The sequence below is a fragment of the Morganella sp. Je.2.23 genome (assembly GCF_051129855.1).
In the GTDB taxonomy this organism is placed as follows: Bacteria; Pseudomonadota; Gammaproteobacteria; order Enterobacterales; family Enterobacteriaceae; genus Morganella; species Morganella sibonii.
Window position 1 is genome coordinate 89,947 of the sequence record NZ_JBCPSQ010000005.1, and the last position, 14,573, is coordinate 104,519.

Here is a 14,573-nt window from a genome sequence, read left to right on the forward strand (position 1 = left end):
ATTACGATTATTTTGTAGTAAATTTAGCTTAGGATGATTCCTAAAACCGCTATAGACATTCGAAATCCCCTCCCTATAATACGCCGCCGATTCAACCATAAGTAAAATTTTCTAAGTCCGGATACAGGACAATTCAGGTGAACGTTAAATAAATTAATTAAATAACCCAATCGCGTTTATAGCCGTCAGTGATTCAGATGACGGTACATTTTTTTCTGTGATGCATTAAATGCGTCAGGGTTTCCTGCACCCGGAATTTCCGTATTCACGTCCTTCAATTTTGAGAAAAATAAACAATGAATAAAATATTCAAAGTCGTAAAAAATCAACGGACAGGGAATTCTGTTGTCGCATCTGAATTCGCAAAGGGTGCAAAAAAAGGGAAAAAACTGGCACTGTTATCTCTGGTAATGCTGATGGGGAGCGGGCTGAGCGTATCTGCACAGGCAGATGACCCGGATGTTTCTGCGGCGCAATGGTTAGAAACTGAGTATCTCCCTGCACAATATGACAGTACAACTAAAACATGGATAAATAATTCAAACGAGAAATCACAAGCCAGGTTTATTAACGGTGGCAGTGTTAAAGATCTTAATTTAAATAACGAAAATACTAAATTCACAAATAACCTTGATTATCAGCAAACCTGGTTTTCTTTGCAGGAGTTGTGGGATAAGAATACTGAAACAAATAAGGTTATCTCCATTACAGAATACCGGAATGGTGAAGCGGTGGAAGGTGATGTTTCTCTGGGTACGATTGAGGACTGGTCTGTTCCGCACAACACGTCAGCCATGGAAGAAATCACCTGGACGAACGAAGACGGTGAAAAGGCCGTTATGCAGGTGTATAAACCGGATGCTTTCAAAACCAAAATCGACCCGCAACTGGGTGTTTACCTGCTGGAAAAACAGCCGGAATTATCGCCTTTCTATCATCTGACACTGGCTGAGGTTAATAACGGCACGCTGAATATGACCGCCGCTGACAATGTCGACTGGACGATTAATCATATCAAAGACAGCTCATTGTTTGTGGCCAAAGCGGAGGCAGGCAAATCGGCGGTGATCAACACCACCAGTAAGCTGCATGTCACGTTCGGTGAAGCGTACGGCATGAACTTATCATCCGGTCAGTATAATTATAAATTTCAGCCGCAAAATCAGCTGGTTGAAAGTGTAGACCTGCCGAAAGAGCTGGATGATTTTGTTGATTCGAAAGGACTGACTTACAGAATCGGTGATACGTTTATCATTCATGATGAACAGGGGCTGGAAGCTTATAACGCCCTGCTGATCGAAGCGGTTAAAGAGAACGTTTTACCCGGCGCTGAATACAAATCACTGATTGAAGCAACCATTGTCCCGCGTCCGCAGGATAAAGATTATTATGATGTGAATATCGACCTTAAATGGCTGGAAAATAAAGATATCAATCTGAATAAGGCGGTGATGGCAGATATCGGCAGACGCTCCGTTTTTGAGGCTAAGGGTAAAGGCAGTGTACTCAATATTGAGGACGGTGCGGATATTCGTGGTGAAACTGCTTCAGATTCAGGTCGTTACAGGGCGTATCATATTTTTGCTCATGACGGCGCAGAAGTGTTTCATAAAGCCACCACATCAGTGCCCAATTATAAAGGTCAGAACGCCTTAATCGATAATGCGGAATTTACCAATAGCGGCACATTGCTGCTGGGTGATGGTCAGACCCGTATTCACGGTGATCAGGTCACCGGGAATAATGCAAAATACACTAACCTGGGTGACATTGCCGTTGAGGCATTTAATCTCGCCAATAATGATCCGGGTGATAAAGATGTCACTGCGAATACCGGGATCTCTGCATCCGGCGGAGCTGTTGTTACCAATGAAAAAGGTGCGGTTATGCGTCTGGGGCAGAAAGGAATCGGCCGGGGAGAAGGGACCGTTACCGGGGTTGAAATAACCGGTGCATCGTTTACCAACGAAGGCGGGATCCTGATGGGTAAAGCGGGTGTTACCCTGGAGGGCGGCAGTCCGGATAATACCTGGGACATGCGTTTTATGTCGAATGCGGTTGCTGCGCTGCTGGATGATAAAACCACGGCAGGCGAAAAATATAACATTGTGAATAACGGTAAAATTGATATCAGCAAAGGTGTGCGTAACGCCGTGGGTATCAATGTGGCTTCAACAACCCGCCGTAATAACGATTCTGAGCTGACGGTTATCAACAACGGTGAAATTGATAACGCGGGTTCAAACAGTGTCGGGATGCGGGTATCCGGAGACAACCGGAAGAACGATGTTATCGAAAACCGCGGCCTTATTGATGTGTCCGGAGAAGGCTCTATCGGGTTGTTTGCACTGGGCAACTCAACCATTAAGCATACCGGTAAGGTTATCGCTAATAACACCGGTAAAGTGACCAACGGTGTTAAACCGGCCCGTACAACCGGTATCCGCGCGGATGCAGCCAAAGTCATTATTGACGGCGGTACAGTCGAACTGAAAGGCGATAACACTGTCGGGGTATTTGCCCGTATCGGTGGTGAAATTGATCTTAATAAGGGGCAGGTATTATTTGATAAAAACTCTGTCAACCAGACCGGTTACTGGATTGCGGGGCGTAAAGGTGCGGATGAAACGGACAGTTCCCGTATTAATTTCGGCGGCGGTGATGTGAATCTGACGCTGGATAACAATGATTCCACTCTGTTCCGTGTCGATCAGAAAGCGCAGTTCCTGGCACGGGAAGATGCCGGTACAAGCTACCGTTTTGATATCAATGGTGAAAAAAGCCGTGGTTTTTATATTGCCGATAAAGGAACGAAAGTTGAAACCGGCGATATGGAGCTGAATGTTAACGGTAAGGGCGCAACCGGTCTGTATCTGGCAAATGGTGCCGGTGCGGATGACAAAGTGATTCTGGATAAAGCCACCACGATTAATGTTACCGGCGAAGACGGAACCATCGCGGTGATCGACGGCAATTACTATGATCTTAATGGTAATCAGATAGCACAAGGATCGGATAAAACCACACTGATATCCCACGCTAATCTTAAGTCAGGCGCTGCGGGCGGTAACATCGCGAAGAATGCCATCGGCTATAAAGTGATCAATGGCGGCGTGCTTAATCATGACGGTGATATTGATTTCAGCACCGCAGATAATGCCACCGGTATCCGCGCGGAAAGCGGGACGGTAAATAACAGCGAACAGGCCGGTATTATGGTTAACGGTGTGGGTGTTGATATTTACGGTAAAAATTCTGTTGTGAATAATACCGGTAAAATTACCGCCAATGACGGTATCGCGGCTGTCCGCCTGAACAAAGATGCGTCAATGACGATCGGCGGCAACGGTACTATTCTCGGTGAAAAATCGGCAGATGCGGTACGGGCACACTCCGGCTCAAACGTGAAGCTGAATAACGCCAATATCGACGTTACCGGCAGCGGCAGCGGTCTGCATCTGCTGAATGTTGATGATGATGCCGGTGCGTTTCAGTTAGAGGGCAGCGGCACGATCACGGTCAGCGGTGAAAAGGCCTCCGGTCTGAGACTGGAAGCGGATGACGGCAAAGGTGGTATGACGATGGCGAAAAGCGATCTCGATACCTCCGGTGCCAAAGATACCACTATCAATGTGGAAGATAAGGGCGGTAACGGTATCGTGACCAATACGTCCGGTAATGTTACCAGCGGTATGAATGTCAATATCGCGTCTGCGGAAGGTGAATCCGCACTGGTGGTGCTGGGTCAGACCAAAACTATCAAACAGAGCGGCAAACTGACGTCAGCGTCCGGCCACAGTGTGGTGGATCTGACCGCGCTGAAAAATGCGTTCAGCTTCGCCAACAGCGGCGAAATTATTGCGGCGGATATAAAAAACGGCATCGCGGTTGATGCGGGTCAGAACAGCAATATCAGCTTCGGCAACAGCGGGACTATCAGCGGAAAATCCATACTGGGCAACGGCACCAACAGGATTGATCTGAGCGGTACAACCAGCGAGCTTATCACCGGTCACGGCGACAATACCGCGACGATGCGCAGCGGCGCAGAAACCGGAATATTGTCCGCCGGTAACGGTAATAACACCATTGAAATGAAGGATGCTGCTAAGACTGACACACTGATGACGGGTCACGGGAATAATACCCTCACTCTGAATGGTGGTACGCAACTGGAAAACGGTATGCTCGGTAATGGCCGCAACAACGTGATTCTGCAAAATGTCTCTGCCGTACAAAGCAGTGCGCTGTTCGGTAATCTGACAGCAGGCGGTGGTGCGCAGGATACGCTGACGCTGAAAGGGAAATCGAGCCACTATGTATTACAGGACAGCAGTAAAATCAGCGGCTTTGAAAAGCTGAATGTTGAAGAAGGCCGTTTCGAACTGCGCAATACCGATATCACACTGAATGAAGTGACAACAGATGACGGTATCACAGTGAAACAAGGCGGTGAGCTGTTTATCAACCGGGATAACGCGCATACCTTTGCTCATCAGTTACAGGGTGATGGTCTGGTCACGACGGCAACCGGCGGACAGGCATTTGCCTTTGATAATAAGAGCGCGGATTTTGCGGGGAATAACTTCGCCGGCACACTGCGTCTGACAAACGGTACGTTTGATATCGCCGGTGATAACACCCGTGCCTTGCAAAAATCCCGTCTGGATATCGGTGATAAATCTGTTGCGACCGTCCGTGAGGGCGTCGGTACACAGTCATTCGATCGTCTGGCAATGAGCGGCGGGACGCTGGCCTTTAAAGACAATATTACCGGCAGCCGGATCATTGATGACAATATCAGTGTGAATTCACTGGAGCTGAATAACGCCAAAGGGACTGTTCAGGTGAAAGCGGATGGTTTTGATAACCTGCCGGCGCCGTCAGCCAATAATAAAGTGCCTCTTCTGGAGCAGGATGAGGGTGATTCCGTCGCTCAGCTGGTGAATGCCGGTCAGGCCTCGGATTACACCGGCGGGCTGAATCTGGAGCTGACCGATAAAGACGGCAATGTGATCCCGTCAAATACCAAAACAGAGCAGGATCTGCGCCAGGACGGCAACGTTGTTGCGAAAGGCACCTATGATTACGGCTTACAGACCAGTGCTCAGGCAGGTGGTAAAGCTGACGGGTTGTATGTGGCTTATCAGCTGACTGAAGTGGATTTGCTGGGCAAAGGTGGTGATGCACTGGTGCTGGCGGCACAGGCCGGAAAATCCGGTTCGGCGGCTAACCTCGGGGCGAAAATCACCGGACAGGGTGATCTTGCGATTGATACCGCAAGCGAATATGTCACGCTGTCTAATAACAATAATGATTACACCGGCAGCACGTTTGTCCGTCACGGCAAATTACGGGCAGAAGCCGATAATGTGCTGGGCAACACGCAGTTACTGGATCTGGCATCCGGCACTGCGGCTGAGCTGACCAGTACCGCCGGCGCCGGTACAGAACAGACCGCCGGGAAACTCACGTCTGCGGCAAACAGTCTGGTTTCACTGGGTAACGGTAAACTGACCGTGAAAAACGGCGGTGAGGTAAACGGCTATCTGAGCGGTACTCAGGATGGTCAGCTGGTGGTCAATAATGACACGCTGACTGTCACCGGGGCGAACAACGGGATGCATTCCGCCGTGACCATCGATCAGCCTGCGCAGATCACTATCCGCAATATCGCGGGTCTGGGCGACAGCCTGATTGCGGTGGCCGGCACACTGCGCACGGAAGGTGCACAGGGTCTGCTGCGTAATCAGCTGACCGGCAGCGGCACCACGGAAATCGCACAGAAATCGGATGCACAACTGACGGCAGATAACAGCGGCTTCAGCGGACGCTTTACCACAGATGCTGACAGCACACTGCGTGCCTCACAGGCAGAGCATATCGGCAGTGCGGCGATTGAAAACGCCGGTACGCTGGTACTGACGCATAATGACGGTAAACAGGCGTGGGATCTGACCAACAGCGTCACCGGCAGCGGGACTCTGGTAAAACAGGGCGCGGGCCGTATCACGCTGACGGACAAATCCGCACAATATACCGGGACCACTGAGATCCTGAACGGGGCATTACAGGCGGGCAGCTACGATTCTGCGCTGGTGATGAACAGCGGTCAGGTCAATATCGGCAGTCAGGGCACATTTGCCGGTCAGGGAACCCTGAAAGGTAATGTGAATAACGCCGGTCAGTTCTATGTCGGTGAATTGGACAAGAAAGATCTCGGCCGTGCCACTGAATATCGTGTTGACGGTAATTTTGTCAACAACGGCGGCAGTATCTGGCTTGCCAGTCAGAAAGACACAGAAAGCCGTCTGAATGTCGGCGGTGATTTCACGGCGAACGGCGGTTCGATCACACTGAACACCGTGCTGAACAAAGGTCATGAGGAAACCATGACTGACCAGCTGGTGGTTGACGGTGATGTCAGAACCGGTGCAAACGGTGCGACCACGCTGAATATTAATAACGCGGGCGGTGAAGGGGCGGATACCCTGAAACAGCCGGATGCGATTAAAGTGGTTCATGTCGGCGGAAAATCAGATAAAGATGCCTTTAAACTGGGCGGGCCGGTTGCTATCGGGGTGTACGAATACCTGTTACACAAAGGGTATAAAGATGACAGCTGGTATCTCGATTCCTTCGATACCAATATCTATCCGCCGGATGAAAACAAGGAAGATCCGGAACGTAACGTGAACCCGGGTACCGGTGGTTATATGGCGAACCGTACCGCAGCACTGGGTATGTTTACCATGACCCTGCATGATCGTCTGGGTGAACCGCACTATGCCGACAGTTTCAAAGGGGATGATAATGCCTCCTCTGTCTGGCTGCGCATCACCGGTGACCGTCAGCGTCATGATGCGGTTAACCGTTCCATGCGTATCAAAGGGGATACCTACACCACGCAGCTGGGCGGCGATATCATCAGCTGGAACAATGATGCGCAGGACACCACAATCCGCGGCGGTATTATGGGGGCTATCGGTAAATCCGATTACACCAGTACCGCCAAACGGACCGGGACGAAATCAGATGCCAAAATTGACCGTGCATACAGCGTCGGCTTATACGGTACCTGGTATCAGAACCGTGAAGATGAAAACAATGCGTATGCGGATGTCTGGGCGCAGTATGCCTGGTTTGATAACAAAGTCTCTGTGGCGGGTAACTCATCCGACTATAAGAGCAACTTAATCAGTGTCTCTGCGGAAACCGGTTACAGCATGGCGGTCTACAAACCGGATGCGGATAAACAGTGGCTGCTGACACCACAGGCACAGGTTATCTTCAACTCTTATGATGCGGATGACAGCAGTAACGGTACCGGACTGAAAATGAAAGGTGAGCGCAGCAACAGTGTGGATACCCGTCTGGGTGCCCGCCTGACTTACGCAAACCAGAAACAGTCCGATAAATCCGCTCAGCCGTTTGTTGAGGTTAACTGGCTGTACAGTAATGCGAAAAGTGATATGACCTTCAACGAGCACTACACTTTCAATGATGATATGCCGGCCAGCCGGGTGGAAATCAAAGCGGGTGTGGAAGGGCAAATCTCACCAGACTGGACCGTCTGGGGTAACGTCTCTCACCAGATGGGGGCGGATAATTACTCCGGTGACCGTGCGATGATCGGTGTGAAATACCAGTGGAAATAAGCTGAACCGCTGAGATAAAAATCCCCCTGTGTTGCCACAGGGGGATTTTTTTTATCAATAACTTTCCTGATGTCAGCGCCGCGGCGCGAAAGGGTAACTAACAGTGTGAAATCAGTTTGCAGAAGCGGGTTCTAATTTAGCTTTTTTGCTTTTTTCTTCTGACAGTGCCTGCTGGCGGTTACGTTCCAGTTCCAGTGCACCGAAGTGAGACAGAACACAGAAGATAATGCAGCAGACGATACCGCCTAACAGCAGATAGAAACCGCCGTGCCAGCCCATACGGTCAACAATGAAACCGAACAGAGTGGTACCCAGGGTTGCACCCAGGATGTAGCTCATGAAGCCGCGTAAACCAACAGCTGAACCGACCGCGAAGCTTGGTACGATTTCCATGGTCTGAACAGATGCCAGGAACTGAGGCACATAAATCAGGCAACCGACAACCGCAGCGAAGAAGGTCACGACAGCCAGGGACTGGCTCTGCCAGTAACCGATCAGGCAGAAGAAAATCAGAACCATACAGACGATCGCCAGCGGCATTCTGCGGCCTTTGAACAGTTTGTCGGTCAGCCAGCCTGCCAGCAGGGTGGACGGAATTGCAGCCCATTCGAAGAACAGGAACGCAACACTCATCTGATCTTTACTGAAGTTTTTCTCGGTCAGCAGGTAAATCGGCAGCCAGCTGATGATCCCGAAACGCACCATGTACACGAACACATCAACAAAAGAGACATACCAGGCATTTTTGTTTTTCAGCACATAGGTGCAGAAAATCTGGAATGCCGTCATATTTTCCGGAGACTGCTCTTTCTGAGCGTCAGATAACACCACTTCTTCTTCCGGCATCATTTCAGCCAGAGCCGGTAAGCCTTCCTGTTCAGGAGAACCTTTACCCAGCAGCAGGACGATCACCGCAAAGGCTACCGCGATAACAGCCGGAACCGCATAGCTTGCCGCCTGCCAGTGTTCAGTGCCGAGAACCGCAAATGCCGCACCCACGATTGGCGCAACGATACCGCCGCCGACGTTGTGGGAGATATTCCAGAACGCCCCGATACGGCCGCGTTCACGGCGCGGGAACCATTTGGCGATAGTAATAAAAGAAGGACCGACGCCCATCCCCTGGAACAGGCCGTTGAGGGCAACGAAACCGACGAACAGCCAGAACGCGTTGCTGAAGCCCATACCGAGGTTAACGATGGCACAGAGGATCAGACCAAAGGCCATAAAGGCTTTCGGACTGGCTTTATCTGCCAGGCTGCTCATAATCCCTTTACTGATCCCGTAGGTGATCAGCATGCAGCTGGTTAACATACCGATCTGTGTCGTGGTCAGATCGAGGTTTTCTTTCAGATACGGAGTGGAGAGCGTAAAGTTATTACGGACAATATAATACGCTAAGTAACCGAGGAACACGCTGAGCAATGCCTGAACGCGATAACGTTTGTAAGTGGCAGGCACTTTTCCGGGTGCTACTTTATTTTTTGCCATAGCCGGCTTTAAAAATGACAGCATAATTTCACCTGCAGAAATGTATTTTAAAATAGGATTACTGTATGTATGGTCTTTTTTTTTCTGACAGGGTTATCATGTTCCGCCTGAATAAATATCTCAATATCATGGTTTTGAGTCACTTCTGACTCAATATTAAAAATGAGAGGCATAAACTGACACAAATAAGTTTATTTATATGTTTGCTTCGTATCGTTATGAAACAGAAAGGAAAATCAATGTAGTGAATGATAAGTGAAAGTGAATGAATAGCTTTTATATTGAACTGTAAGGCTTTTATTCTTATTTTGTTGTTCCTGTGATTTATTGCTATTATTGTTTCCTGCATTGTTATTATCTGTTTATGACGACGATTTAAAATTTCACGCAAATTACCGAGCCCATTTGTTATTTCCTTTAATAACTGCGTTACTGATGCCGGTAAACAAACGGGTAATATTTGTCTCAAACAGGCTTTTGCGACAAACTGAAAAAGATGTCATTTTTTTGATGTGAGTCACACCCCGCAAACGAATACAGAACTCAGCTTATGCCACAACTCCGAATCCGCCGCTTTGCGGCCTGTATGATAACCGCCGCCGCGCTGATATTCAGCCTGTCAGCTGCTGCGAAACAGGATGAATTGGTGATTGCCACCACGTTTTCACCGGAAGCGACTGCCCACATTATCAGCAGCTGGCAGCAGCAGCCCGGTGCAGCCCGTATCCGGACGATTAACCGCACCAGTGCGGCACTGGAGCGTCTGCTGGATACCCCGGCACTGGAAGATGTTGATCTGGTGGTGACCTCATCCCCGATGTTATTGCAGCATTTGCAGGAACATGACCGGCTGGCGGAACTCTCCGGACTCCCGGACGTTTCGCGGCGTCTGGTGCCGTTGCGGCTGCGCGATAATGCGGCGGCGGTGGCCTTTTCCGGTTACGGGATTCTGGTGAATAAACGGCGGATGGCGGAAAATAACCTGCCGGTTCCGGTGTCATGGGACTCCCTGACAGACAGCCGCTACCGCGGATTACTGCTGATGAGCAGCCCGTCACGCTCGGATACGTATCATCTGATGGTCGAGTCACTGTTACAGCAGCGCGGCTGGGATAAGGGCTGGGCACTGCTGCTGAATATCTCGGGTAACCTGGCGACGATTTCGTCACGCAGTTTCGGTGTGGCGGACAAAATCAAAGCCGGGCTGGGCGGTGCCGCCCCGGTGATTGATAACTACGCCCGGCTGCTGCTCGGCGATCCGGAGCTGGCGTTTAATTATCTGCCGGATTCCGCCACATCCCCGACTTTTGTTGCGATCAGCCGTTACAGCCTGAATAAAGAGAATGCCCGTGCGTTTATCGGTTTTCTGCTCAGCGAACAGGGACAGAAAGTCCTGGCTGACAGCAGCACCGGCAAATATCCGGTCACTCCGCTGCCGCGGGAAAATCCGCGTGAGCCGGTGCAGCGCCGTCTGCTGAATTCCCCGTATCAGATGGATGAGAATCTGGTACTCAAACGCCAGCGTATGGTGCAGCAGCTGTTTGACACCGCGATCACCTTCCGCCTGACTGAATCCATTGATGCCTGGCGTGCGCTTTACACAGCGGAAGCCCGTGTGAAACGGCCGCTGCCGCATATCCGGGCGTTGCTGACGGCCATGCCGGTTTCGGCACAGGAGAGCGCTGACCCGGCTTATTACTCCCGCTTTGACGATAACCGCAAAGCCGAGGAAGAATATATCCGCTGGCAGCAGTTCTTCCGCGAACAGCAGCGAAAAGCCATTGCTGAACTGGAAAAAGTCCGATGAAACACCGTATTTCCCGTTTTATCGGCCGTTTCAGTATCAGTGCTATTCTGCGCGGTGCGTTTGTGATCGGCACACTGATGACGCTGATTGTCAGTTGCGTGAGCCTGTACGCCTGGCAGGCGCAGAACCGGCAGATCCGTTATGCGCTGGGCGATTATTTCCCGCGTATTCAGGCGTCGTTTCTGATCGAAGGACAACTGAACACGCTGGTGGATGAACTGAATGAGTTCCTGAAAGCACCGGATACGGTGGCGCGTCTGCAACTGCGCAACCAGATCACACTTCATTTGTCACAGATCGAATCGATCAACCGGAAACTGAGCGGGCAGGATCAGGTGCAGATCGCCGCGATTGTGCAGCAGGGACAGGCACTTTTGCAGCGTCTTGATAATGCGCTGTATACCCTGTTTCTGGCACGGGAGAATGTGAATACGCTGTCTGCCCGGATCGCCTGGCTGCATGATGATTTCAATACCGAGCTCAGTTCGCTGTCACAGGATATCAGCTGGCAGCAGGGATCACTGCTGGATCAGATAGAGCAGGACCCGTCCCGGGCTATCGCCTTACAGGGCAGTCTGCGCAAAGTGCAGGGGGAGCTGCAGCTGATTTACACCCTGGCACGGCTGGAGGGACAGATAATGGATGATCTGACCGGGCGTCTGCGTGATGAGCAGAATGAAAATACGGAAAGCAGCACCGACTCACACAGTTATGTCCGTTATCTCACCTATCTGAAGTCCGGAGCGGAATCAAATGAAGCCGCACTGGATCTGTATCCGAGCACGGTAACACTGCGGCAGACTATTGATGAACTGCTGGATATCGGTTTGTCTGACAGCAAAATGCCCGGTGTACTGAAAAATTACCGGGCGGCGAAAGCGGAACTGGCGGCGGCCACGGCGGAGAAAGAGCGTATTCTGGAGCGGTTCCGCACCCAGCTGGATGTTCAGCTCGATAACAGCCACAGCCAGTTACAGTCCCTGAATCACCATCTTGCCAGCATTATGAGTTACAGCGGCACCATCATTATTATTACCGCTTTGCTGGCTCTGCTGCTGGCGGTGATCTTTAACCACTATTTTATCCGCACCCGGCTGGTCCGGCGTTTTACGGTTCTGAACCGGGCCGTTGCGCGGATCGGACAGGGTGATCTGACGGCGGATATTCCGGTTGAGGGACGGGACGAAATCGGCCGCGTGGCGATGCTTCTGCGTCAGACGCTCAACCAGATCAACCGGCAGAAAGTGCAGCTGGTGCAGGAGATCACTGACAGAAAAGCCATTGAGGAGAATCTGCGCGCCACACAGAATGAACTGATCCAGACCGCCAAGCTGGCGGTGGTCGGGCAGACGATGACCACACTGGCGCATGAAATTAATCAGCCGCTGAATGCGTTATCCATGCATATCTATATGGCGAAGCGGGCGCTGGCGACAGAAGGGAACACCAATGCGGTAAACGCACTGAATAAGTCCGCACAGCTGATCACCCGGATGGACGGCATTATCCGCTCCCTGCGCCAGTTTGCCCGGCGGCGGGACGACGGTGCGACATTGCAGCCGATTGATTTGCACCAGAGCATTCAGGATGCCTGGGATATCCTGGCGTTACAGAACAAAATGCGCGATGTCACCCTGCATCAGCCGGACTTCCTGCCGCAGGTACAGGGGGATGCTATCGGGATACAGCAGGTGCTGGTCAATATGCTGTCCAATGCGCTGGATGCATCGCCGGCGGCAGCGGAAATTGTGATTGATTTTACGGAATCCGCCACGGAACTTTCTCTCTTTATCAGTGATAACGGCTGCGGCTGGCCGGCGGAACTGGCGGACTCACTGATGAAACCTTTCACGACCAGTAAAGAAATCGGCCTGGGGATCGGCCTGTCAGTCAGCAGCTCGATTATGCAGCAGCTGGGCGGCAGTCTGCTGATCGCATCCACACTGACCCGCAACGGATGTGTGATCCTGAGCTTTAAAAAGGTAACTGAATATGCTTGATGATAACTACGATATCTTATTAATTGATGATGATACGGATGTCCTGGAAGCTTACTGTATGTTGCTGGAACAGGCCGGATACCGTGTTTATGCCTGCCATGACCCGCTGGTGGCCAAAGAGCTGGTTCATCGTGACTGGTGCGGTATTGTGCTCAGCGATGTCTGTATGCCGGGATGCTCCGGTATTGATCTGATGGCATTATTCCTGGAGAAAGACAAATACCTGCCGGTACTGCTGATCACCGGTCACGGTGATGTACCGATGGCTGTGGAAGCGGTCAAACAGGGCGCGTGGGATTTTCTGCAGAAACCGGTGGACCCGGAGTATCTGCTGACGCTGACAGAAAAAGCACTGACGGCCCGTAAACAGCGGGTGACTCAGCGCCGCTGGAGTTCAGAACAGCTGACACTGAATTTTGCCGGTGAAAGCGAATGGACAGAGCATGTCCGTCAGCAGCTTCAGGGACTGGCGGAAACACATGCGGCAGTATTTCTGCATGGTGAGCTGGGATGCGGCCGGACTTACCTGGCGCGCTATCTGCATCAGATCAGTACCAATAAACGCGGGCCGCTGGTGATCAAAACCCTGTTCAGCGGCGGGGATATTCCGCTGGACGCCTGGCTGGATGAAGTGGCGGACGGCACGCTGGTGATTAAAAATATCGATCTGATGCCGCTCAGCCAGCAGCGCTGGCTGGTGCAGCATATCCGCCAGGAGCAGCGGACATTCCGGCTGGTGGGTATCGCAGATACACCGCTGATTATGCTGACCAAACAGCAGAAGATTATTGCCGAACTCTATTATTGCTTCTCCATGACACAGATTGCCTGCCTGCCGTTATCCCAGCGCAAAGCCGATATCGCACCGTTATTCCGCTATTATCTGGAGCAGGCCTGTTTCCGTCTGAATCATCCGCTGCCGAATCTTGCGGAAGCGCTGGTGAAAAAACTCACCCGGCGGCACTGGCCGGGTAATGTGAGTGAACTGGCGAATGCGGCAGAACTGTATGCCGTCGGGATTATGCCGATGGGGGATACCGCAAACCCGCTGTTACCGTCAGTGGCTCCCACGGCACTGGATCAGCGGGTGGAGAGCTATGAGCGGCAGATTATCACTGAAGCCCTGAATATCCATCAGGGGCGGATCAACGATGTATCTGAATATCTGCAAATCCCGCGTAAAAAACTCTATCTGCGGATGAAGAAATACGGACTGGATAAGCATCACTACCGTATATAGTATAAATAAATCTGATAACTATCTTCCGTAAGCCGGTTTATGAAAAATAAACCGGCTTTTTTCTTTATTTTTATTGTTTTTTAATTTAAAAAATTTGAATGATTTGTTCTTGTTATTTGGTGATAGGGTTAATAATTGAAATATATCGCCTACCACTAATGTAATTATCAGAATTAGCGATTTGTGCGCTTTAGAGGGTGGTTATTTAACAATAAATGCGCCTGTTCTGAAACTATTTGTCACATTATACATGCAATAAGTGCTTTTTTTGACATATATTGCTATTTATCGCCAAATGAAGCCGTAATCGTGTTGTAAAATGAACTTTCCGGGTGAATAATCTACAAGGCTTTATGTCAATAGAGTCAGAGAGTAGT

5 protein-coding genes are annotated in these 14,573 nt (G+C 50.7%); 4 read left to right on the forward strand and 1 reads right to left on the reverse strand.

The genetic code is table 11. The features are described 5' to 3' along the window. Positions 1-296: 296 nt before the first annotated feature. Positions 297-7,658, forward strand: a complete 7,362-nt coding sequence (locus tag AAZR23_RS15760; protein WP_434693644.1) for an autotransporter outer membrane beta-barrel domain-containing protein — start codon at positions 297-299, stop codon at positions 7,656-7,658. Between the two features lie 111 nt (positions 7,659-7,769). On the opposite strand, the gene pgtP is transcribed toward AAZR23_RS15760, so the two are convergent. Then, positions 7,770-9,173, reverse strand: coding sequence for a phosphoglycerate transporter PgtP (gene pgtP / locus AAZR23_RS15765; protein ID WP_107679208.1), 1,404 nt, complete (start codon positions 9,171-9,173; stop codon positions 7,770-7,772). 562 nt (positions 9,174-9,735) lie between these two features. On the opposite strand from pgtP, the gene AAZR23_RS15770 reads away from it, so the two are divergent. From AAZR23_RS15770 to pgtA, 3 genes are read left to right on the forward strand one after another with little or no spacing between them, the layout of a single operon-like run. Further along, positions 9,736-10,956, forward strand: a complete 1,221-nt coding sequence (locus AAZR23_RS15770; protein ID WP_181257599.1) for an ABC transporter substrate-binding protein — start codon at positions 9,736-9,738, stop codon at positions 10,954-10,956. Then, a complete protein-coding gene (gene pgtB, locus AAZR23_RS15775; protein ID WP_434693648.1) occupies positions 10,953-12,956 on the forward strand; it encodes a two-component system sensor histidine kinase PgtB in 2,004 nt (667 codons plus the stop codon). Before AAZR23_RS15770 ends, pgtB begins: the two co-directional genes overlap by 4 nt. Beyond that, positions 12,949-14,196: a two-component system response regulator PgtA gene (gene pgtA / locus AAZR23_RS15780; RefSeq protein WP_046894656.1), complete on the forward strand. Its 1,248-nt coding sequence runs from the start codon at positions 12,949-12,951 to the stop codon at positions 14,194-14,196. The genes pgtB and pgtA overlap by 8 nt, the downstream gene beginning before the upstream one ends. Positions 14,197-14,573 lie beyond the last annotated feature (377 nt).

Coding starts and splice junctions, on each gene's coding strand:
- AAZR23_RS15760 (WP_434693644.1), top strand. CDS start 297: ATGAATAAAATATTCAAAGTCGTAAAAAATCAACGGACAGGGAATTCT.
- pgtP (WP_107679208.1), bottom strand. CDS start 9,173: ATGCTGTCATTTTTAAAGCCGGCTATGGCAAAAAATAAAGTAGCACCC.
- AAZR23_RS15770 (WP_181257599.1), top strand. CDS start 9,736: ATGATAACCGCCGCCGCGCTGATATTCAGCCTGTCAGCTGCTGCGAAA.
- pgtB (WP_434693648.1), top strand. CDS start 10,953: ATGAAACACCGTATTTCCCGTTTTATCGGCCGTTTCAGTATCAGTGCT.
- pgtA (WP_046894656.1), top strand. CDS start 12,949: ATGCTTGATGATAACTACGATATCTTATTAATTGATGATGATACGGAT.